Below are 21,526 nucleotides of genomic sequence, written 5' to 3'. Positions count from 1 at the left end.
ACGACTTAAGCCCGTTGTTCGACGGGGATATATTTCACATTGACGGGTCCGGTGTATTCGGCCCGGGGACGAATGAGGCGATTATCTCGATATTGCTCCAAAATATGGGCTGTCCATCCGGACATACGACTGATGGCGAAGATGGGGGTGAAGAGATCCCGTGGAAGCCCCAAGCTATGGTAAACCGAAGCGGAGTAGAAGTCTACATTGGGTTTGAGACCTTTCAAATCGTAGACAAGCTTTTCGATCATGACCGACATCCGGTACCATTTGTAATCGCCGGTCAATTGGGCCAAGTTTTCGGACATCCTGCGGAGATGTTTTGCACGAGGATCTCCATCCTTGTAAACCCTGTGACCGAATCCCATCACTTTCTCTTTATTGTTCAATTTATTGGTAATATATTCCTCTACCCGCTCAGGAATTTTAATCTCCTCCAACATCGCCATCACCTGCTCATTCGCTCCTCCGTGGAGAGGTCCTTTCAGTGCACCCATGGCCGCAACGACGCCTGAATAAATATCGGAGAGGGTGGCGACCGTCACGCGGGCGGCAAAGGTGGAGGCATTAAACTCATGGTCGGCATGAAGTACCATCGCCGTATTAAAGGCACGGATGGCTACTTCATCCGGCTCTTTTCCACTTAACATATACAAAAAGTTTTGGACGTAACCAAAATCAGGCCGGGGAGCGATCGGTTCTTCTCCATTGCGTATTCTACCCCAGGCAGCCACCAGGGTGGGCATCTTGGCAACCAGCTTGGTGGCCTTGCGCAGATTGGCTGCTTCACTCATGTCCTGGGCTTCTTCATCATAAAGGGAGAGGGCAGATAACGCGGTTCGCAAGAGAGCCATGGGATGAACCTCTTTTGGAGAGAGTTTCATCATCTGAATCACTTCGTTCGGGATGGGTGCGTTTTCATTCAGCGCCTTCTTAAGTTCATCCAGTTGTGTACGATTCGGCAATTTCCCATGCCATAGGAGGTAGATCACTTCTTCAAATTCTGCGTGTTCAGCCAAATCATCAATGTTAATCCCGCGATAGGTAAGAACACCGTCAATGATCGAGCTAATTTCGGAGGTAGCGGCGACTACTCCTTCAAGTCCCTTGGTGGTCGTCAATTGGATCACTCCTTCTTCATATTGTTGGACAAAGTAGAATACTTATTTACTACCTATATAATAAATGATTCTTACGATTTTGTGAAGGAAATTTTAAAAAAGAGGTTCGCAGAATGAAACGAAAAGAGGGGGGCCGATGAGAATCTCTTTGAAAAGGTTAGGGATCCTTGCAGGGGCCTTATTCCTTGCGGCATTGCTAATTATCGTTTTTGTTCAATACTTATTTCCCTTTTTATTCGGGGCGATCCTTTCTATTTTGTTTGAACCAATTGTGAAAAGAGTAGTGATATATACACATTTACCACGTTGGTTATCTGTTTTCATCATCCTCCTTCTCTTTCTCTTGCTGCTGGGGAGTGGGATCACCTATCTCATCGGCCGTATCACTTCTGAGTTATTGATCTTTGCGGTGGAGGTTCCCCGTGACATAGACCGCTTTATACGCCTTCTTTTCTCCCTCTTCCCCGAAGAACGTTGGCAACGCTTCTACGATGATCTGATCTCTTGGTATTCCACTTTTCACCCGGCCGGAGAAGAAGAGATAAAAAGAAAGCTGGCCGATTGGGCCAACCGGGGAGAAGAATATATGCTCTCTTTGATTCAACGCTTCCTGGAAGGATTTCTTTCCCTTCTCCTCCGTCTTCCACAGACTGCTGCCGCCTTTTTTCTTTCCCTCCTCGCCTCTTTTTTCATCAGCCTTGATCTTCCTCAATGGATCGGGTGGTTGAAAGAAAGAACCCCACGGGCCTTCCGAATCCGCATGAAGGAGTTGGGAAGGGTGCTGAAAGAAGGTGTATTGGAATATGGAAAAGCTCAACTACTTCTCGCAACCCTGACCGCTCTTGCGACTACGTTGGGGCTCCTTCTTCTTCAGCTAAAATATGCTTTTCTCTTAGGAATCATCGCCGGTTTCTTCGATCTGATCCCCTTTGTCGGGGTAGGCACCCTTTTTCTCCCCTGGTTATTTTATCTTTTCCTTACCGGCAGCCATTCCTTGGTCATCGGTCTTGCCGCCTTGTTTATCCTCATCACCTTCCTGCGGCAGTTCCTGGAACCCAGGCTTGTCGCAAATTCCCTGGGACTTGCCCCCATCCTTACCATGATGGCCCTCTTTTTAGGGTTTCAGTGGTTTGGCTTTCTTGGCTTTCTCTTGGCACCCTTCGTCCTGATCCTTCTGATTTCCCTATATCGGGCGGGCTTCTTTCATGATCTATGGAATTATATCCAGGAGAAAATCTAATCGTTCACCTCATGGAGGAACCAAAGTTTTAGCAACGAACGGGTCATAACGCTCTGAGCACAGCATCCACCTCAGGCCAGATCTTTTTTAGAGGGACGGGGCGGAAATCCCGATTTACCCACCCATGTTTCGTATACCCTGATGCAAGGAGAATTTTCTCTCCGCTCATCTCCTTCCGGAAAATTTCATAGGAAAACGTTAAACGAACCCCTGTGTAGAAGGAGAGCCAGGTATCGACGGTCACCTCGTCATCGTATCGCGCAGGGAGAAGGTAAGAAAGATGGGCTTCTAAGACGGGAAGTAACACGCCTCTCTTCTCAAATTCGGAATAGGGGTAGCCTAAAGACCGAATCCATTCCGTTCGGCCGATCTCACACCAGGTTAAATAATTGGCGTGGTAGGCAACCCCCATCTGGTCGGTCTCCCCATAGCGAACCCGGATCTTCGTTTCTTCCCGCCTCATCTATCCTCCCCCCTATAAATGAAAGTCCAATCGTTCCTTTTGCCCCATGTACACTCCTGAACATTTACGATTCCCGTCATTTACAGCACCTTGGCTTGTCCGATATAGATATGACCATGGGAGGCATCTACCGTAACTTCCAACCCATCTTTTAGGATCTCCGTCGCTTTCTCCACGCCCACGATGACCGGAATTCCCATGCTAACTCCTACAATGGCCGCATGGGATGTTAACCCTCCTTCTTCGGTAACGATGGCTTTTACCTTTCCGATAATCTCCATCATATCCTGGTCGGTGGCCTTTGTAACGAGAATGGTTCCTTCCGTCTCTTTTCCTTTCAAATCCTTAGGATCGGTGATGGTGACCACTTTCCCGGTAACGATTTGGTTTCCGATGCCCTGGCCTTTACCAATCACGTCACCGATCACATGGATTTTCATGAGATTTGTCGTGCCCGGTTCCCTTAATGGAACTCCGGCGGTTATCACGATGAGATCTCCCCGCTTCACCATCCCGCTCTCCAAAGCCAACTCCACTGCTTGTTCCATCATTTCATCGGTGCTCTTCTGCTCATTTTGATAGCGAATGGGATATACGCCCCAGACCAGCTTCAGCTTACGAATCACTTTTCCATGGGGCGTTACGGCGAGAATCGGGAGATTGGGACGGTTTTTCGAAATCATGCGGGCGGTATAACCGCTTTCGGTCGGGGCAAGAATCGCTGCCGCTTGAAGATCTACGGCTGCTCTGGCCACCGCTTCGCTTATTACGCCGGTGATGGTAACCATGGAAGCATTTTTTCCCCTTTCCCGCACCGCCAGTTCACGCCCGTAAGCAGATTCGGTCCGTTCCGCAATTCGCGCCATGGTACGAACCGACTCACGGGGGTATTTCCCGGCCGCGGTTTCCCCGGAGAGCATGATGGCATCGGTCCCATCCAGAATCGCGTTGGCCACATCACTCGCTTCCGCCCTGGTGGGTCGGGGATTCCGCTGCATGGAATCGAGCATTTGGGTGGCGGTAATGACCGGCTTCCCTGCCGCGTTGCACATGGCGATCAGCCGCTTCTGTATAAGGGGCACATCTTCAGCAGGGATCTCCACCCCAAGATCCCCCCGAGCGACCATGAGTCCATCGGAGACGGCCAAGATCTCCTCTGCATTTTGTACCCCTTCTTCACTCTCGATCTTTGCGATGATCTCAATATCGGCGCCATGCTCCTCCAGGATTTTACGAATATCGTAGATATCCGCCGCCTTCCTCACGAATGAGGCGGCGATAAAATCAACCCCCTGTTCAATGCCGAAGCGGATATCTTCCGCATCCTTCTCCGTAATCCCCGGCAGGCGAACCTTCACACCCGGCACATTGACACCTTTGTGGTTCTTAAGAATCCCCCCCGTGATGATTCGACAATAAATCTCGCCGCCTACCACTTTTTCCACAACCAATTCCAAAGTACCATCATCAATCAGTATTCTGCTGCCTGCCTCCACATCGTCCGGCAAGCCCTTATATGTAATGGAGACCCGTTTGGCGTTTCCCAGGATCTCTTCCGTGGTAAGAATGATCTCTTCACCAGGGATAAGCTCCACCGCTCCATTTTCTACATCGATGGTCCGAATCTCCGGCCCCTTCGTATCGAGGAGAATCGCTACATCTTTCCCTAATTCTTTTGAGATTTCTCGAATTAATTTAATCCTTGCCCCATGTTCCTCGTACGTGCCATGGGAAAAATTAAGGCGGGCCACATCTAAACCGAGTGTAATGAGATCCCTTAAAACCTCAGGTTTTTCACTGGCAGGGCCGATCGTGCATACGATTTTCGTTTTCCTCATTCCATCCACTCCTTATAAAGAGATCTCTTTTGCCAACTGGACCATCCCGGGATCAACGCGGTGGGATTGGGCGAGGGCAATATCAAAATCTTCATGAATTAATCGATTGCTTTGAATGCCTACCATGTGGCCAGTAACGCCCTCCAGAAGAAGTTCCACCGCATACCCTCCCAGTCGGCTTGCTAAAACCCGGTCAAAAACGGTGGGACTTCCACCCCGCTGGATATGACCAAGAACAGAGGCTCTCGTCTCAAAACCGGTCAAAGCTTGGATCTTTTTCGCAAACTCGACCCCGCTCATCACACCTTCGGCGATCACAATAATACTATGTTTCTTGCCCCGCTCCTTTGCCTTTAAGAGGCGATCGACAATCTCATCCATGTTAAAAGGATCCTCCGGTATGATGATGGATTCCGCTCCCCCTGCAAGACCGGCCCAGAGGGCAATATCCCCTGCATCCCTTCCCATCACCTCGATCACGAAGGTGCGTTCATGGGAAGTGGCCGTATCCCTGATTTTATCAATCGCCTGAATCACGGTATTGATGGCCGTGTCAAATCCGATGGTAAAATCGGTAAATGCAATATCATTGTCGATGGTTCCGGGGATCCCAATCGTTTTTATCCCCTGATGGGAGAGTTTTTGAGCTCCCCTAAACGAACCATCGCCTCCAATGACGACCAGTCCCTCAATCCCAAATTCCTCCAGTCTTTGAATCGCCTTTTTCTGCCCTTCCGGTGTCTTAAACTCCTCGCTCCGGGCGGTTTGAAGGATCGTTCCACCCCGTTGAATAATATCTCCAACGGAACCCACATCCATCTTCTTAATCTTTCCTTCCATCAGCCCCTGATATCCATGGTAAATTCCATAAACTTCTAAACCATGGTAAATCCCTTTCCTCACCACCGCTCGAACCGCCGCATTCATCCCGGGGGCATCCCCGCCGCTCGTAAGCACGCCAATTCTTTTCATCGTCATCTCTCTTCCACCTCTTTTAAAAGTATGGTTTCTTTCTCATGAAAACATAATCCATGACAGGATCATCTTTGAAGCTTTTCGGTTTCGGGGGCCCCTAACTCGGTTTATAAAAAAGCTCCCTGCTTAAGGGTAGCACGATTTGCCGTCAACGGCTTTGACAACTATGTGAAATATTTCACTCATTGATTCCCTGAGGAAAAAGGGAGAGGTTATGCCCAATCCGCTTATATTTCTCATATCGGTGCCGGACCAATTCATCTCCCGAATAGGAGCGGAGGATCGATAAGCCCTCCCGAATCGCTTCCCGGATGGCTTCAAATTGCCAAGACGGGTCCTTGTGGCTGCCTCCCATCGGCTCGGGAATGATGCGGTCACAAATGCCCAAGTCGAAAAGATCTTGGGCGGTAATTTTCATGGTCTCCGCCGCCCGTTGAGCTTGGCCCGCATCCTTCCATAAGAGGGCGGCGGCTCCCTCCGGGGAGATGACGGAATACCAAGCATTTTCCAGCATGTAGAGAAGATTCCCCACTCCGATCCCCAATGCGCCCCCGCTCGCCCCTTCTCCGGTAACGATGGTCAGAATGGGCACATGGAAACCGGCCATTTTCCAAAGATTCCGGGCAATGGCTTCACTCTGCCCCCGTTCTTCAGCCGCCATCCCCGGGTAAGCTCCCGGTGTGTTGAGAAAAGTGATGATCGGCCGTCCAAACTTCTCGGCCTGTTCCATGAGTCGAAGCGCTTTCCGGTATCCCTCGGGATGGGGCATGCCGAAATTGCGGCGAAGGTTCTCCTTGGTATCCCTTCCTTTCTGGTGGCCAATCACGGTTACCGGTTCACCTTCGAAGAGGGCAATCCCTCCGATCATGGCGGGGTCATCCCCGTAAAACCGATCACCGTGCAACTCTACGAAGTGGGTAAAGAGGGCATGGATAATCTCCAACGTGGAAGGACGTTCAGGATGGCGGGCAATCTGAACGCGTTGCCAAGGAGTGAGGTTTCCATAAATCTCCTGGGTGAGGCGTGCCGCCTTCTCCTCCAGCCGTGCGATCTCCTCGGAGAGGTTAAGATCCTTCTCCCGGGAAAAATGTTTTAATTCCTCGATCTTTGCCTTGAGATCGGCCAAAGGCTTTTCGAAAGGAAGGTAAACCGCCATTTTATCTCCTCCTTACCGCATGGATTTCCAGGATCTTTGCCAAAGTTTCTCTCATTTCCCGGCGGGGAATAACGCGGTCCAATTGTCCGTGTTTTAAAAGAAATTCTGCGGTTTGGAAATCCTCCGGCAGTTCCTGGCGAATGGTCTGTTCAATAATTCTGCGGCCCGCAAAGCCGATTAAAGCACCCGGTTCGGCAAAATTGTAATCGCCCAGCATGGCGAAACTGGCGGATACTCCCCCCGTGGTAGGATGGGTCATCACCGAGATGTATAACCCACCCCCTTGCTGAAAATGGTGAAGAGCGGCGGTGGTTTTCGCCATTTGCATCAGGCTAAACATCCCCTCCTGCATCCGTGCTCCTCCGGAAGCGGAGAAAATGAGGAGCGGGTACTTTTTCATGGCCGCATTTTCTAACGCCCGGGCTATTTTTTCCCCGACGACCGAACCCATGCTCGCCATAATAAAGCGTGAATCCATCACCGCCATGACGACGGGGAAGCCTTTGATGGTGCCTTCCCCTGTAAGGACCGCTTCATTTAATCCCGTCATTTCCATGGCAGCCGCAATCTTTTGCGGATAATCGGGGAAATGAAGGGGATCTGAGGAACGCATGTCCGAATCATATTCAAAAAAATGGCCGTCATCTAAGGTGATTCGAATTCTTTCCTGGGCTGATATGGGGAAATGGTATTGGCATTTTGGGCAAACGTTAAGATTTAGCTCCAGTTCTTTATTATATATAATGGCGCCGCATTTTTTGCATTTCACCATAATCCCCTCAGGTACCTCTTTCTTCACCTGGGGTGAAGGAATGGTGGCATATCTCTTTTTACCGAAAAAATCCTTCAGGGCCATTAAAAATTATCTCCTTCCGGATAGATGAAGATTACATGAAACCCTTATTCCTTCGCAACACGGGATAGATGAAGCGTACGTTTTCGGATCTCCTCAGGATCCACCGTTCTCCTTGCGACACCGCTTTCCATCGCTGCCTTCGCCACGGCCTCCGCTACATTGGCCGCCACCCTCGGGTCCAAAGGATTGGGGATGACATAATCAGGGGATCGTTCTTCCGGTTTGATTAACTCTGCAATGGCATAAGCCGCCGCCAACTTCATCTCTTCATTTATATTCGTCGCATGGACATCTAATGCCCCCCGGAAAATACCCGGAAAGGCGAGTACATTATTTACCTGGTTCGGATAGTCCGACCTCCCGGTTCCAATGACGGCTGCTCCTGCCTCCTTCGCTTCCTCCGGCATGATTTCCGGCACCGGATTGGCCATGGCGAAGATGATCGGATCTCGGTTCATGGAGGCCACCATCTCCTTGGTAACCGCCCCGGCCACAGAGACGCCTACGAAGAGATCTGCTCCTTTCATCGCGTCGGCAAGCGTCCCCTTCATTTTCTCCCGATTGGTTAGACGGGCAATCTCTTCTTTGACAGGATTCATTCCTTCCTGGCGCCCTTCATAGATGATCCCTTTTGTATCGCACATGATGATATCCCTCACCCCCACCTTGTAGAGGAGCTTAACGATGGCCACCCCGGCTGCCCCGGCTCCATTAGCCACCACCCGAATGTCGGTCAGGGACTTTCCAACCACCTTCAGGGCATTGATCAATCCCGCCAAAGTAACGATCGCGGTTCCATGTTGATCATCATGAAAAATAGGGATGTTACATTCCCTTTTTAACCGTTCTTCGATTTCAAAGCATTTTGGCGCAGCGATATCTTCCAGATTGACGCCGCCAAACGTAGGCTCCAGTATCTTCACCGTCCGTACGATTTCATCTACGTCATTCGAATTAAGCAGGATAGGAAAGGCGTCCACCCCGGCAAAGTTTTTGAAGAGGAGGGCTTTCCCTTCCATCACCGGCATCGCCGCTTCCGGGCCGATATTCCCAAGACCAAGAACCGCGGTCCCATTGGAAACCACCGCAACCAAATTCCCTTTAATGGTGTATTCATACATTTTTTCTTTATCTTCATAAATCTCCTTGCAAGGCTCCGCCACCCAGGGAGAATAAGCGAGACTTAAGTCCCTTGCGGTCTTTAACTCGACCTTGGAAGTAACCTCCATTTTCCCTTGATGAATCCGATGCAACCTAAGTGCCTCAAGGCGAAGATTAGCCACAACCCCTCACTCCTTCTCTCATCCTCATCTCAACCCTTATCTTTACACGTTCTCCATCATGACTCCTTCATTATAACATGCTAATTCTCTTTGACAACAATGCTTTGTGGGCCCAATAGATTCCCCACTTCTCGGATCAAGGCGAGGGATGGGGTTACGTTATATTTGGCCGATAACTGTTTCGTCACTTTCTCTTCCTCGTCATAAAGCAGAATGGGGGTATCCCCTGGATAGGTGAGAAGGAGCCGTTCAAGTTTTTCCACCTTATGGGTTACTTTATGGGCTTTCGTGATCTTGATATAAACCCTGCGCCCCGGGAAAAGATCTCCTCCTCCCCTACCTTCCAAAAATTTCGGAAGGAGATCTTTTAATTTCCATATTCGCTCACCGACCAGCTTTACACTTTCCTCCTCCTTTTGAACCCTTCCCTCCACCAGAAGAAGCGCTTCTTCCTTTACCGTAAAACGAATTCCTGCGTAAATTTTTGGGAAAAAAATGACATCCACACTGCCGCTCTTATCCTCTAAGCGTGCAAAAGCCATCGGTTCCCCCTTGCGGGTGGAGATCGGCTTCAATCCCCGCATCACACCGGCGACGAAAACCTTTTCCTTTGAATCGGCAAAAGGAAGTTGTGCGATCGGCGTTACTTTAGGATGGGATAGAATCGGCCCAAATTCATCCAGGGGATGTCCTGATAGGGAAAGCCCTAAATATTCCCTCTCCAGCGAGAGAAGCTCATCTTTCGTAAAAGGTTCGATCTCCGGAAGGGGAGGCGGGAGAAGGGGCTCATCTCCTGAAAAAAGAGTAAACTCTTCTTTTTCCCTTTTCTCTCCGTGAGCAAACTCGATGAGTTCATCCAAAGCGGCTAATTTCTGGGCACGGTGCCCGGGAAGGGGATCAAGCGTCCCTGCTTGGATGAGGGACTCTAAGACCCGCCGGTTTACCGTGCGTGGATCGGTCCGGCGAATCAGATCATAAAGGTCCGAAAAATCACCACCTTCTTCCCTTGCTTCTAAAATGTTACGGATGGCCTGCAACCCCACATTCTTTATGGCAATCAATCCGAAACGGATCCCCCCTTCCTCCACCGTAAAGCTCATTTTGCTTTTATTGATATGGGGAGGAAGGGCCTTTATTCCCATCCGCCCACACTCCTCCACATACTCGGAGATTTTTACGTGATTTCCCATCACACTGGCCAACAGGGCAGCCATGAAGGGAAGGGGATAGTTTGCTTTTAGATACGCCATTTGGTAAGCGACCTCGGCATAGGCGACGGAGTGGCTTTTATTAAAGCCATAATTGGCAAAGCGAACGATCAGGTCATAGACAGATAAGGCCGTCTCCTCCTCATATCCTTTCATAATCGCCCCCTTTACAAAACGATCCCTCTCCGCATCCAGGATCTCCTTCTTCTTCTTCCCCACCCCGCGGCGGAGAAGGTCTGCCTCTCCTAAGGTGTAACCCGCCATGGTGGAAGCGATCTGCATAATTTGCTCCTGATAAACGATCACCCCATAGGTTTCCTTTAAAATCTCTTCCAAGGAAGGGTGTGGATAGGTAACCGGGATCTCCCCTTGTTTCCCTTTGATGTAAAGGGGGATATTCTCCATGGGGCCCGGGCGGTAAAGGGCGAGAACAGCGACCAAATCCTCGAATCGGCTAGGTTTAAGTTCCCTCAACACATTTCTCATTCCCACCGACTCCAATTGGAAGACGCCGGTGGTCTCTCCCCGGGAGCAAAGTTCATACGTTTTTGGATCATTTTTTGGAAATACGGAAGGATCGACCCTCTTCCCGGTGAGATGAAAGATCTCCTCTACGGTCTGTTGGATAATGGTGAGATTCCGTAAACCCAAAAAATCCATCTTTAAGAGTCCAAGCTCTTCCAGAACTTCCATGGGGTATTGGGTTTGGGTTCCCCCTTCGCTTCCTTTCTGAAGGGGTACATAGTGGGTCAACGGTTCTTTGGCGATGACGATCCCCGCGGCGTGGGTGGAAGCGTGGCGGGGAAGCCCTTCGATGGAGCGGGCGATCTCGATGAGAAGCCTTACCTGATCATCCCGCTTCACCCATTCCCGCAACTCCTCGCTCTCTTCCAGCGCTCTCTCCAACGTCATATTCAGGGAGGCGGGAATTAACTTTGCCACCTGATCCACCATGGTATACGGAAAATTCATCACCCGGCCTACATCCCGCACGGCTCCCCTCGCCGCCATCGTCCCAAACGTGATGATCTGGGCCACCCGGTCCGCTCCATATTTCTTCGAAACGTACTCAATCATCTCATCCCTGCGATCGTCCGCAAAATCGATGTCGATATCCGGCATGGAGATCCGCTCCGGATTGAGAAACCGTTCAAAGAAGAGATTATACCTCAGCGGATCAATATTTGTAATCTTTAACACATAGGCGACCAGGCTCCCTGCCGCCGATCCCCTCCCGGGACCTGTTGGGATTCCCTTCTCATGAGCATATTTCATAAAATCCCAAACGATAAGGAAATAATCGGTAAACCCCATCTGCTCAATGATCGAGAGTTCATAGGTTAGACGATCCATCACCCGGGCAGGAGGAGGGTCTCCGTATCGTTCTCTCACCCCCTCCATACAGAGGGAGCGAAGGGTTTCAGGGCCGTCTTTCCCCGGCGGATAGGGAAAGGAAGGGAGGATTGATTTCCCGAAAGGAATCTCCACCCGGCACCGTTCCGCAATCTTTACACTGTTCTCCAGTCCTTCTTTCACCCAACTGAAACGTTCCACCATCTCCTCTTCACTTTTTAAATCATATTGTTCGGTCAGAAGGCGTTCCCGGCTGGGATCGGTCAGTTTCTTGCCGGTTCCGATGGCGCTCAATACATCCTGCACCTTCGCTTCTCTTTTATGTACATAATAAGCTTCATGGGCCACCACCATAGGGATGCCTGTCCTTTGGGAAAGCTGAATGAGCAAATGGTTCGCCTTCTTCTCCGGCGGAAGATCATGATCCTCCAGAGAGAGATAAAAATTTCCTTTCCCGAAAAGCTCCATCAATTCTAAAGCGGCCATGAACGCCTCTGTAAATTTGCCTGCGAGGAGTAGCTGTGGGATCTCCCCTCTCACAGAGCCGCTCAAGGCGATGATTCCCCGGGAATGAGCTTTCAGTTCCTCCAAGTGAAGAAAGGGAGGAGCCTCTTCCTTTAAATGGGCCAGGGTAGATAAACGCATCAAGTTTTGATATCCTTCATAAGTCTCTGCCAAAAGGACAAGAGGAAAAATCGATTCTTTCTCTCCTCCCTTTCGAGACATTGAAATTTCCAATCCAAGAATCGGCTTTACACCCACCCGCTTACATGCCTGGTAGAAAGGGATGATGCCATACATCGCATCAAAATCTGTAAGGGCCAATGCCTTCATCCCCATCCGGGCAGCCTGGGAGGCCAGCTCCTCGATGCGGGCGGCACTTTTTAACAAGCTGTATTCCGAGTGGACATGCAAATGGCAATAGCGGCTCATCTTCATCCCCCCTTCCATGCTTCTTTTATTATAGCATGATCTCCGCTTTCCGTTCATAAGATGAACTAGTCCCGGAAATGCGAAAGGGGATTTGACATGGTACGGGTGATCTCCGTCTTTTTCGTCGCGTTTGGAATCGTCCTGGGGGGCGCTTTGATGGCAGGGGTGGCTGCGCTGATCACCCGTCAACCCCCCTTTGATTTCATGGCTCAGGTTTCCGAGGATCTGAAGTTTTGGGCCATCATCGCTGCGATCGGCGGCACCTTCGAAGCCCTAAAAGGACTCCATGAAGGGGTCCTCATCGGTCATATCTCCGCCCTATTCCGACAGATCCTCTATATTCTGAGCGCTTTTTTCGGTGCAAATACGGCCTCTTACATGCTCCTCACCCTGTTAAACGGGAAGGGAATGGGTTGATGAAGATCCCTAATTTCCGAACCCATCCCGAAAGAATTCGAAATCTTCTCCTTTTCTTTTTCGGGATTTGCGTTGGGATCCTCTGGATGCTCCTCTACACAGGAGGGGAGTTAAACCGCCTCTATCTGGAAGTAAAGAAACTTCGCTTTGAAAAATTGGATCTGGAGGAGAAAAATAAACGGATTGAGGAAGAACTCACCCGTTGGAACCATGAGGGGAAGGTGCACGATGTGGTGATCCACTTCGAGGGAAGCAGCGTAAGTGAAGGAATTAAGGACGAAATTGAGCGACGCATAGTAACCCAAACCCGCTATTTAATCGGTAAAAAACTGGATAGTCTGGAAGAGACCTATGAATCCCTCTTCCAGGTTTTTTCTCCGAAAATCTACATGATCGATCAGAAGCCTTATAAAGTGACGCTAAAAAGCCTGGTGATCGGGAAAAAGGTTCATCTATATCTGATGCTCGCAAGGACCATGTAAGAACCTGTGAAGGGGAAAGATCCTTTTGCAACAATATTGTCATCAAATTTATAAACGTTTTGTGACAAGGGAGGACCGTTCTTGTATTTCTATGCACGGGATGGTATACTGAATTTACAGAAAATATTTTATGGGAGGTGGGTTACCATGGTGATTGATCGGAAAGAGATCGTCCGCATGAAGCTGGAAGGTCTTTTGTCCGGGTACTCCGCCTATTGTGAAACGGAAACCGTGTCCCGCATGTTGGATAAGGAGATTGCGCGCATCGGATTCAGAGTGGTGGTAGACCGAACTCCTATCGGCACCTGGTATATCCCCATCCGTGAGGATGAAGGATTAAACCATGAGAACTTCTCCCCCTTCCCCTACGAAGACTCGATGGAAAATTACACCCACTAAGATTGAGAAAAGAACCTATTTCCACCAATAGGTTCTTTTCTTTTCTTAGGGTCCTTCCCACACCTGAGCGGTGAGAAGCGCTTTCGCCGCCAATTTTCCCTGAGAGTATACCTCCACATCCACTTTTCCCTCTTTTCTCCCGAGATCAATGATCCGAGGACGGATCATGAGGTCCATATCGATCTGCACCGGTTTCAGAAAATATATGGAGGTGGTTTCAATGACGTAATCGCCCCGCTTCCATTCCCTGAGGGCTTGCCTGCTCGATTCCGCCATCATCGACATGAGCACCCCGCTGGAAAGGGAACCATATAAGTTGGTCATCTGGGGGACAACCTTTCCCCGGAAGATGATATCTCCCTCCATTTTTTCCATTTGAAGTTGGGAAAAGATCAGGTCATCGAAGGTATTGCCGATTTGCGGCTGTCTCTGCATAATCTGCATCGCTTTTAGAACATCTTTCCGGGTAAGCACCCCTTGCAATTTCCTGGAACTGTCGATCACCGGGATCAGGTGAATCCCTTCCCAGATCATCAGGTGAGCGGCTGCAGCCACCGTCGTCTGCGGTCGGGTGGTAATGGGCGGACGGGAGATCAGTTTTCCCACCGGAGTGGTTTCCTCCTGGCCGATCACATCCTTCACCGTGATGACTCCGACCACCACTCCCTCGTCATCAATGATGGGAAAATGGTGATGTCCGGACGTTTGGGAGAGGTTCTCCAGATCCCTCACCGTATCATGAACGGAAAGGGTGACCGCCTCCTCCTTCGGGATGAGGATATCTTCGACGAGGAGAATCTCTTTTTTGATGAGATTGTCGTAGATGGCCCGATTGATCGTAGAAGCCACCGTGAAAGTATCGTAGCTGCAGGAGATGAGCGGAAGGGAGAGTTCATCGGCTAATCGCTTCGTCTCCTCCCTGGCATCAAATCCCCCTGTGATGAGGACAGCCGCTCCTTGCAACAAGGCTAAGCGGTGGGCTTCGTCCCGATTCCCCACGATAAGGAGATTTCCCGCCTCCACATATTTCATCATGTCTTCCAGCCTCATGGCCCCGATCACAAATTTATTCAGTCGTTTGTGAAGGCCGTCTCGCCCCCCCAACACTTGACCTTCTACGATCGATACCACCTCGGCAAAGGTGAGGTTCTCCATCTTTTCTCTGTTCTTTTTTTCGATGCGGATGGTGCCCACCCGTTCGATGGTGCTCACCAATCCCTGGTTCTCCGCCTCTTTGATCGCCCGGTAAGCGGTTCCCTCGCTAACCCCGATCTCTTTGGCGATGGCCCGAACCGAGATTTTATCTCCCACCTGCAAATTGCGGATGTAATCGAGGATCTGTTCATGTTTGGTCGCCATCTTACCCCTCCATCCTCTCTGATACAGTGGATGGAATTATCATAATACAGTTCCTCATCTGTTACAAGGGTACGCCGCCCTCTTTTGGACCCCTCATGGCGAAAGCTGTTTAACACGATACATCACGAATAGGGATCAAAAGCAAAGATCTTTACCTGCGTTGAAAAGAACGGATTCTCTTCATCTCCGGGTATTTCCCCGGAGCTTGGGGTTCACCAGGTTCTTCCAGCCATCGAAAAAGGTGGGCTCCAATCACGAGGAGGGCGAAAAAGGTCCAGAGGATGGCAAACCCTTCTTCGATGGATTGGATGCCGTTTAAATGAAAGCGAGGAACACCATACAGCAAAAGGGTGAAAGAAATCACCATATAAAAAAAAGAACGCATTCTCTTCATGTGGATCGATCCCCCTCCGAGTTTGCTTTACTCTATTCTATTCAGAAGGGGAAGGTTTAGGACACGGGCGGAAATGGTTCGTTGTTGTGAAGAGTGCATCACGGAAAAATGAAAAACATTGATGTTTCCCGTTCGCTTATTCCTGAACATTTACCACGACGTACCCAAACGGTTTGCCGTCAATATAAACCTCAAACCTCCATAACCCTCCTTCATCGGGCATTCGTACATTAGACATTAATGAATGGTTTGCTCCATAGAAGGGGTGTAAGGTTTCCGGTTTATTCGACGTGGTAAACACCGTCATCTTCTTATTTGTTCCCTTTTGAACGGCCTCCACCCTGACAACACCTTTTAACTCCTCTTCCTTCCCCCAGAAAAGCCACATGATTTTCGGCGCATTGCCAACTTTAAAAGGATCGAGCGGAGATTCCAGCCATGCAAAACGCCCGTTGTTTCCTAGGCGAAAAAGAACGGTCCCCTTTTGGCCATCTTCCGTAACCGTGGTGGGATATTCAATAACGGCGCTCTCTTGCCATTCCTCTTCTTGAGCGAAAGAATCTTTCGTAACTGTTAGGGTGTCCACACAGCCGCTTAATAGCAATACGTTCAGAACCATAAGAACAGGGATGATTTTATACCATGTTTTCATCCTTTTCCTCCTTCTGATTGAACAGTTTTCTCAACTTTCTGTTCATCATTTTCTCCCTTCTATGAATATTCCTTAACCAGTTCCTCTGTGTCCTTGGAGAATAACTGTTTCAAGACATCACCACCCATCACGATTTCCTTTTTATATATATTTTACTTAAGATAACTATGAAAGTTTCGTCAATTTTAATGATTAACAGGGATCATCAACGGCGAGTTAACAATCCAGAAGGAATTTGAACGAATCCAAAAGAGCTATCGGGCAAGGCGTTAAAATAACCCTAAAACACCTAAAACAACCAGGATTTTTGGATAAAATGAATCAAGCAAATTTAACACCCTCAGTCAAAGCAATGGATTTACCTTAGAGATGTAAGATACAAATTAAAGTACTATAATGAACAAATACCATAGAATCGAAGGAGTGTATCTTTGGATACAATCGATTTGAACGTTATCTCTGAATTGATGTTCAAAGGTCGCATCACATAGACGGAGCGATCCAGTTGTCTTGGCTTAAATAGCGGAATCCCTCTTCCGTACATATGACGTCCAATACAAGACTATCCCCATGCGTAGGAACCGTCACATCCCAAAAGGATCGCTTAGGGATGGCATATTGAGAAAGGAACCATCGGATGGGTCCGCCATGAGTGACGAAAAGATAGGTCCCCTCCTCCTGCATTTGTCCCAGTTCTGAACGTAACCACCGATCGAAACGCGCACCCAGTTCTTCTAGACGTTCCCCATTGGGTGGTGCGATTTCACAGGGATTCGCGAGCCATCGGGAAAGCAATAAGGCATCGCTATGTGCAATCTCCTCGTAACTCTTTCCTTCCCAATCGCCAAAATTCAGCTCGCGGAGTGCCGGGGTAAGAATGGGATTCTGTTGATGAACCTGTGCGATAGCCGAAGCGGTTGCTTGCGCTCTGCGCAAATCACTTGAGTAAATACGCGTAATGGGAAAATCACGAAAGGCTTCCGCTAGACGATCGGCTTGATCCACGCCCACTTCATCAAGAGGTTCATCCAGATGACCGATGTACCGTTTCATCACATTGGCTGCGGTTCGTCCATGTCTCACCCAAATCCAGCGCATTCTACATCTACCCTCCCCCGCATGGGATGCCCATCATATCCAAACGAAGTTCCCGTTCACCGAAGATGAACCCCCGTAAAAGGAAACCTTTCTCTTCTTTCTGCAGGTGCGATTCCATCAGCATAGGAGCATTCACGATCAAGAAGGTATTCGTTAAGATACGGGACGATTCTAACGATTAGATTCTATCGTAAATCGCATGACCAATGTTAAACAGCAATAGGGCAAGGGTCTCCGTTACCTCGATATAGGCCCCGTAGGCATCCCCCGTCAGTCCGCCAAGTTTCTTGGCAACACGATGAATGAAGAGCGCAGCAAACGCCAAGGCGAAAAGAATCCAAATCATGGTGGAAAAGCCCAAGAGAAGTACGGTCAAAACGAACAAGACAACCGGCCAAAGAAGTAAAAGCCAACGCGTCACTCCTTGTTTCAGTCCCGCTCCCATCCCCCGTTCCGTCAGATAAGGATAGAAATAAATTGGAAAGAGAAGCCCCACACGAGCAAGCATCGGTACAAGAATAAGGAGCTCCAGCGGTAGCCCATTGAACACTTCATAAATAGAGACTGTTTTAATGAATATGAGGAGTATACCGGCGATCACTCCCATCGCTCCCACGCGCGAATCTTTCATAATCTCTAGAATTCGATCTCTGCTGCGATGACTGCCTAACCCGTCCGCTAAATCCATCAATCCGTCCAGGTGCAACCCCCCTGTAAGATAAACCCAGAATGTAAGGAGAAGAAGGCTGGAAAGGAGAGTTGGTAAAGTGGGTAAGAACAGTGAAAACAAGACCGCGATCCCCCAGAGCAGCAGACCGAGGAGTAACCCCACGAGCGGATAATAACGAACGCTTCCGCTTGCCTCACGCTCGTTTGCCGAAAATGTAGGCGTAGGAATCGTGGTTAAGAATGAAAGAGCCAGCCAGAAGGATTTCATCTCGTATCCCCCCCTTTTAGTCTGTTTTAGATCTCCGAAAAGATCGGCTTACCAACTCCCGAGTGGAGAGAGCCACTCCTCCCAGACCACCCTCATCGGAGACGACCACCCAGGTTTGTTCATTCGTTATTCCTCTTCTCTGCCACACCTGCTGATGCGAAGGTGGCCATCTCACGCAGAATGTGCATGACCGTATCAATCACCGGGAAGAGGAGTGCAGCTCCTGTCCCTTCTCCCAAACGCATCTCCATCTGAAAGATCGGATCAAGGCCAAGATGCCGTAGCGCCACCGCATGTCCCGGTTCTTGTGAAAGATGTGAAGCAAGTAAGAACGGTTTTGCCTTGGGTGCCATTCTCACCGCGATCAGGGCAGCTACCGTTGAGATGAAACCATCCACCACCACGGGAATTCTCCTTCCAGCCGCTCCGATGATTAGACCTGCCAAGGCAGCAATCTCAAGTCCCCCCACTTTACGCAGAACATCAAACGGATCCTGTGGATCGGGTTGATGAAGCCTTAATGCCGTTTCGATCACATGTTCTTTATGCCTCAGACGTCCCTGGGAAACCCCTGTGCCTGCACCGATGACCTCTTTTACAGGAAGGCCGGTTAGTGCAGCGAGCAATGCGGAACTAGCCGTCGTATTGCCGATCCCCATCTCCCCTGTAGCCAGCAGGTTAGCCCCTGAATCCGCCGCCCAATGTGCCACCTCAATTCCGGCCCAGACCGCCTGCACTGCTTCCTCTTCACTCATCGCCTGTTCCCGTAGGAAATTCTTCGTGCCGAAGGCGATTTTCTTCTGAACTAAACCGGGAAGAGATAATTCCGCTGCTACCCCCACATCGACACAGATGACTTGAGCTCCCACCTGACGGGAAATTACGTTGATCGCTGCTCCTCCATGCAGGAAGTTGACCACCATCTGCCGCGTCACCTCTTGCGGAAAGGCGGAAACCCCCTCCGCTGCAATTCCGTGGTCTGCCGCCATGATGATGATCCGTTTGTCGGGGAATTCCGGGCGCTCCATCCCGGTCATTCCTGCCAATCGGATGGCAATTTCCTCTAACTTTCCCAAGCTTCCGGGGGGTTTGGTCAACTGATCCAGGTGCGCCGCCACCAGCTCCATCGCTTCCCGGTTCAGATCCGGGATCTGAGCGATCGCCCCTTCAATCCGTGAACGCGTACTCATCCAAAAACACCTCTTCCATCTATTTTTTCAACCTTTCCTGTGGATGGGGAAACGGCACAACCATGATCTAATTCTTTAAAGACCGCTTATAGGGATGAAGCGTCTGTTTATCTATTCTACTTTCCCCAGATTTGACACCAAAAAAAGAGATCTCCTTTAAGGAAACCTCTCGTGCAAACGGATATGTGGATAGACATCTCAACGTTTCATCGCATCCGAATCTGCCGTTGCCCTTTTCCTCGAAGGGAGCTTGCTCTCTCTTAGGCAGGTCTCCTGGCTTGCAGTTCCTCGATCTGTTCCCCTTCCCATGCACAACGTACACAGTGGTTGCCTTTCGGCGTGAACATCTCTCGCTGCTTACAGTGGCGGGACCGCGCCGGCTTTTCACCGGACTTCCCTATTAACACGTAGTCACTGGACTAAGTGACCTAAAAGAGTGTATGCAATTTAAATTCAAGATTAATTATAGTAAAATTTTTGCAAGTAGGCAAGTGTTCAATTTGCTCTCATCTAATACCGTCGCGCAAGTCGGTACGTATCCCCAGCATGTGATAGATCTTCCTCAGGTCGAGATGTCGGCGGACGATCTCCGCCAAACGGTCGTAACTGTCCGCTCGAATCTGCGCCATCGACCCAGTCGATGCTTGCGGAGGAAGACGATGCCTTTCTCGTATCTCGGAAAGCAAGGCGTTCCGAAAGCGATCGTTATGTAGTATCCCATGCAGGTAGGTTCCGATGACCAGACCATCACGGGAGAGATTTCCCTCCGTCCGCAACTTCTTCTCATTCCACTCTTTAACGTGGGCAAAGGGCTGCGACTCCAATCCATACTCCGTGATTCCCATATGAATCTCATACCCTGCGACATCAAGACCCTCGTATTTTCCTAAGAGAGTTCCCTCGACCAAAACCGTTCGCTTTTCAGCGCAGATCTTTGTGATGGTATCGAAAAAGCCCAACCCATCCATCTCGCTGATCTCCGATTCCCGATGATCCGGATCTAAGATCTTCTGTCCAAGCATTTGATAGCCTCCACAGATTCCTACCATAAGTTTCCCCTCCCTGCGCGCATCCAAAAGAGGGGTCACCCACCCGTTTTCTTTAAGCCAGAGAAGATCGACCATCGTATTCTTGGTCCCCGGGAGGATAACGGCATGCGCCTGTTTTATCTCCTGCGGTTTTTCGCAAAAGTAAACATGTACCCCCTCTTCCAGAAAGAGCGGATCAAAGTCGGTGAAATTGGCCATGTGGGGAAGCTGGACGATCGCGATTTGTACCAGCTCTTGTTGGCGGTGTTTTTCCATCTTTAAGTTTTTGTACCGTGTAGATTCCAATCCCATCGAATCTTCCTCATCGATCCCTAAATTCTCAATGTACGGCAGAACTCCAAGAATCGGTATGCCGGTAAATTTTTCAAGCCAACGCACCCCATCGTCAAAAAGGGCAGGGTCTCCGCGGAATTTATTGATCACGATTCCTCTTACCCTCGCCCGTTCATAAGGTTCCAACAAGTGCAATGTGCCTACGACAGAGGCAAACACTCCCCCTCTCTCAATATCTGCTACGAGAATGACGGCGGCATCGGCCATCTCCGCGGCACGCATATTTGCAATTTCATAGGGTTTCAAATTCATTTCTACAGGGCTGCCCGCCCCTTCCATCACAATTATTTCATAACGTTCGCTTAAGAATCGGAACGAATCGACAACCGCCTCCCATAGCGCTTGCTTTTGGTTATGAAAGTAATCCCGAGCTGTGACCGTCTCATAAAGACGCCCCTGAAGAATGATCTGAGTACGCATTCCATGCATCGGTTTAAGGAGAACCGGATTCATATGTTCATTGGCTAAAACGCCCGCCGCTTCCGCCTGCGCCGCTTGCGCACGCCCGATCTCACGTCCGGAGGGGGTCGCGGCGGAATTAAGCGACATATTTTGTGCCTTAAAAGGGGCTACTCGAAACCCGTCTTGCGCAAAAATCCGGCAGAGTGCCGTAACCAAGATGCTCTTTCCCACATTGGAGGCGGTGCCAACCACCATCAGATTCTTGGACATACTATACACCTCCATCCGTCCATTCGGTTTAATCTTCTCTATATCACTGCGAAAAGCCACTTCCGATCCACTTCGTACCTGACGTTCGTTCAAATTATTTCCAATCTTATTTTATCAT

General features: G+C 49.6%; 19 protein-coding genes and 1 riboswitch. Of the genes, 4 read left to right on the top strand and 15 right to left on the bottom strand.

Annotated elements, in window-relative coordinates; all coding sequences use genetic code 11:
* Positions 1-5: 5 nt before the first annotated feature.
* The gene (gene citZ, locus THEAE_RS0102440; RefSeq protein WP_005588104.1) at positions 6-1,121 is read right to left on the bottom strand and encodes a citrate synthase; all 1,116 of its coding nucleotides are present in this window, start codon (positions 1,119-1,121) and stop codon (positions 6-8) included.
* A gap of 136 nt (positions 1,122-1,257) precedes the next feature.
* On the opposite strand from citZ, the gene ytvI reads away from it, so the two are divergent.
* Positions 1,258-2,361, top strand: a complete 1,104-nt coding sequence (gene ytvI, locus THEAE_RS0102435) for a sporulation integral membrane protein YtvI (RefSeq protein ID WP_028986404.1) — start codon at positions 1,258-1,260, stop codon at positions 2,359-2,361.
* Between the two features lie 43 nt (positions 2,362-2,404).
* On the opposite strand, the gene THEAE_RS0102430 is transcribed toward ytvI, so the two are convergent.
* The 7 genes from THEAE_RS0102430 to THEAE_RS0102400 form a co-directional block, all read right to left on the bottom strand.
* A complete protein-coding gene (locus tag THEAE_RS0102430; protein ID WP_005588102.1) occupies positions 2,405-2,824 on the bottom strand; it encodes an acyl-CoA thioesterase in 420 nt (139 codons plus the stop codon).
* Positions 2,825-2,904: 80 nt separating this feature from the next.
* Positions 2,905-4,662 carry a pyruvate kinase gene (pyk, locus tag THEAE_RS0102425; RefSeq protein WP_028986403.1) on the bottom strand — a complete coding sequence of 586 codons (1,758 nt, stop codon included), beginning with the start codon at positions 4,660-4,662 and terminating at the stop codon, positions 2,905-2,907.
* Positions 4,663-4,674: 12 nt separating this feature from the next.
* Complete coding sequence (pfkA, locus tag THEAE_RS0102420) at positions 4,675-5,634, bottom strand: 6-phosphofructokinase (protein WP_028986402.1); 960 nt, start codon at positions 5,632-5,634, stop codon at positions 4,675-4,677.
* A gap of 181 nt (positions 5,635-5,815) precedes the next feature.
* Positions 5,816-6,793, bottom strand: coding sequence for an acetyl-CoA carboxylase carboxyltransferase subunit alpha (locus THEAE_RS0102415; protein WP_005588099.1), 978 nt, complete (start codon positions 6,791-6,793; stop codon positions 5,816-5,818).
* 1 nt (position 6,794) lies between these two features.
* Positions 6,795-7,649: an acetyl-CoA carboxylase, carboxyltransferase subunit beta gene (gene accD, locus THEAE_RS0102410; protein ID WP_028986401.1), complete on the bottom strand. Its 855-nt coding sequence runs from the start codon at positions 7,647-7,649 to the stop codon at positions 6,795-6,797.
* A 44-nt stretch (positions 7,650-7,693) separates the two neighbouring features.
* The gene (gene ystJ, locus THEAE_RS0102405; protein ID WP_028986400.1) at positions 7,694-8,932 is read right to left on the bottom strand and encodes an NADP-dependent malic enzyme; all 1,239 of its coding nucleotides are present in this window, start codon (positions 8,930-8,932) and stop codon (positions 7,694-7,696) included.
* Between the two features lie 80 nt (positions 8,933-9,012).
* Entirely contained in the window at positions 9,013-12,426 is a 3,414-nt protein-coding gene (locus THEAE_RS0102400) for a DNA polymerase III subunit alpha (protein WP_028986399.1), read from the bottom strand.
* A gap of 96 nt (positions 12,427-12,522) precedes the next feature.
* Between THEAE_RS0102400 and THEAE_RS0102395 the strand changes: the two genes are divergently transcribed.
* The 3 genes from THEAE_RS0102395 (at position 12,523) to THEAE_RS19780 (ending at position 13,724) form a co-directional block, all read left to right on the top strand.
* Positions 12,523-12,843 carry a YtrH family sporulation protein gene (locus THEAE_RS0102395; RefSeq protein ID WP_005588094.1) on the top strand — a complete coding sequence of 107 codons (321 nt, stop codon included), beginning with the start codon at positions 12,523-12,525 and terminating at the stop codon, positions 12,841-12,843.
* Positions 12,843-13,325 carry a sporulation membrane protein YtrI gene (locus tag THEAE_RS0102390; RefSeq protein ID WP_028986398.1) on the top strand — a complete coding sequence of 161 codons (483 nt, stop codon included), beginning with the start codon at positions 12,843-12,845 and terminating at the stop codon, positions 13,323-13,325. Before THEAE_RS0102395 ends, THEAE_RS0102390 begins: the two co-directional genes overlap by 1 nt.
* A gap of 147 nt (positions 13,326-13,472) precedes the next feature.
* Positions 13,473-13,724 carry a YtzJ family protein gene (locus THEAE_RS19780; RefSeq protein ID WP_005588092.1) on the top strand — a complete coding sequence of 84 codons (252 nt, stop codon included), beginning with the start codon at positions 13,473-13,475 and terminating at the stop codon, positions 13,722-13,724.
* A gap of 45 nt (positions 13,725-13,769) precedes the next feature.
* Here the strand turns inward: THEAE_RS19780 and THEAE_RS0102380 are convergent, their stop codons facing one another.
* From THEAE_RS0102380 to THEAE_RS0102345, 7 genes are all read right to left on the bottom strand, one after another.
* Entirely contained in the window at positions 13,770-15,083 is a 1,314-nt protein-coding gene (locus THEAE_RS0102380) for a DRTGG domain-containing protein (protein ID WP_005588091.1), read from the bottom strand.
* A 151-nt stretch (positions 15,084-15,234) separates the two neighbouring features.
* On the bottom strand, positions 15,235-15,477 hold the full coding sequence (locus THEAE_RS19775; protein ID WP_039944207.1) for a hypothetical protein: 243 nt from the start codon (positions 15,475-15,477) through the stop codon (positions 15,235-15,237).
* 136 nt (positions 15,478-15,613) lie between these two features.
* Positions 15,614-16,129 carry a hypothetical protein gene (locus tag THEAE_RS21850; RefSeq protein ID WP_052329709.1) on the bottom strand — a complete coding sequence of 172 codons (516 nt, stop codon included), beginning with the start codon at positions 16,127-16,129 and terminating at the stop codon, positions 15,614-15,616.
* A gap of 483 nt (positions 16,130-16,612) precedes the next feature.
* Positions 16,613-17,227, bottom strand: a complete 615-nt coding sequence (locus tag THEAE_RS19765; RefSeq protein ID WP_052329707.1) for a histidine phosphatase family protein — start codon at positions 17,225-17,227, stop codon at positions 16,613-16,615.
* A gap of 178 nt (positions 17,228-17,405) precedes the next feature.
* Positions 17,406-18,164: an adenosylcobinamide-GDP ribazoletransferase gene (gene cobS / locus THEAE_RS0102355; protein ID WP_028986397.1), complete on the bottom strand. Its 759-nt coding sequence runs from the start codon at positions 18,162-18,164 to the stop codon at positions 17,406-17,408.
* 119 nt (positions 18,165-18,283) lie between these two features.
* The gene (cobT, locus tag THEAE_RS0102350) at positions 18,284-19,354 is read right to left on the bottom strand and encodes a nicotinate-nucleotide--dimethylbenzimidazole phosphoribosyltransferase (protein ID WP_028986396.1); all 1,071 of its coding nucleotides are present in this window, start codon (positions 19,352-19,354) and stop codon (positions 18,284-18,286) included.
* A 246-nt stretch (positions 19,355-19,600) separates the two neighbouring features.
* Positions 19,601-19,801: riboswitch (cobalamin riboswitch) on the bottom strand.
* Positions 19,802-19,860: 59 nt separating this feature from the next.
* Positions 19,861-21,408, bottom strand: coding sequence for a cobyric acid synthase (locus tag THEAE_RS0102345; protein ID WP_039944206.1), 1,548 nt, complete (start codon positions 21,406-21,408; stop codon positions 19,861-19,863).
* Positions 21,409-21,526 lie beyond the last annotated feature (118 nt).

The organism is Thermicanus aegyptius DSM 12793, from assembly GCF_000510645.1.
In the GTDB taxonomy this organism is placed as follows: domain Bacteria; phylum Bacillota; class Bacilli; order Thermicanales; family Thermicanaceae; genus Thermicanus; species Thermicanus aegyptius.
This window is presented reverse-complemented; position numbering and strand designations above follow the sequence as displayed.

Bases quoted from the DNA above. Each gene is read 5' to 3' on its own strand.
- THEAE_RS0102345 (WP_039944206.1), bottom strand. From the start codon at position 21,408: ATGTCCAAGAATCTGATGGTGGTTGGCACCGCCTCCAATGTGGGAAAG.
- THEAE_RS0102390 (WP_028986398.1), top strand. From the start codon at position 12,843: ATGAAGATCCCTAATTTCCGAACCCATCCCGAAAGAATTCGAAATCTT.
- accD (WP_028986401.1), bottom strand. From the start codon at position 7,649: ATGGCCCTGAAGGATTTTTTCGGTAAAAAGAGATATGCCACCATTCCT.
- pfkA (WP_028986402.1), bottom strand. From the start codon at position 5,634: ATGAAAAGAATTGGCGTGCTTACGAGCGGCGGGGATGCCCCCGGGATG.
- THEAE_RS19765 (WP_052329707.1), bottom strand. From the start codon at position 17,227: ATGCGCTGGATTTGGGTGAGACATGGACGAACCGCAGCCAATGTGATG.
- THEAE_RS0102395 (WP_005588094.1), top strand. From the start codon at position 12,523: ATGGTACGGGTGATCTCCGTCTTTTTCGTCGCGTTTGGAATCGTCCTG.
- cobT (WP_028986396.1), bottom strand. From the start codon at position 19,354: ATGAGTACGCGTTCACGGATTGAAGGGGCGATCGCTCAGATCCCGGAT.
- THEAE_RS0102400 (WP_028986399.1), bottom strand. From the start codon at position 12,426: ATGAGCCGCTATTGCCATTTGCATGTCCACTCGGAATACAGCTTGTTA.
- pyk (WP_028986403.1), bottom strand. From the start codon at position 4,662: ATGAGGAAAACGAAAATCGTATGCACGATCGGCCCTGCCAGTGAAAAA.
- THEAE_RS19775 (WP_039944207.1), bottom strand. From the start codon at position 15,477: ATGAAGAGAATGCGTTCTTTTTTTTATATGGTGATTTCTTTCACCCTT.
- ytvI (WP_028986404.1), top strand. From the start codon at position 1,258: ATGAGAATCTCTTTGAAAAGGTTAGGGATCCTTGCAGGGGCCTTATTC.
- THEAE_RS21850 (WP_052329709.1), bottom strand. From the start codon at position 16,129: ATGAAAACATGGTATAAAATCATCCCTGTTCTTATGGTTCTGAACGTA.
- cobS (WP_028986397.1), bottom strand. From the start codon at position 18,164: ATGAAATCCTTCTGGCTGGCTCTTTCATTCTTAACCACGATTCCTACG.
- THEAE_RS19780 (WP_005588092.1), top strand. From the start codon at position 13,473: ATGGTGATTGATCGGAAAGAGATCGTCCGCATGAAGCTGGAAGGTCTT.
- THEAE_RS0102430 (WP_005588102.1), bottom strand. From the start codon at position 2,824: ATGAGGCGGGAAGAAACGAAGATCCGGGTTCGCTATGGGGAGACCGAC.
- THEAE_RS0102380 (WP_005588091.1), bottom strand. From the start codon at position 15,083: ATGGCGACCAAACATGAACAGATCCTCGATTACATCCGCAATTTGCAG.
- THEAE_RS0102415 (WP_005588099.1), bottom strand. From the start codon at position 6,793: ATGGCGGTTTACCTTCCTTTCGAAAAGCCTTTGGCCGATCTCAAGGCA.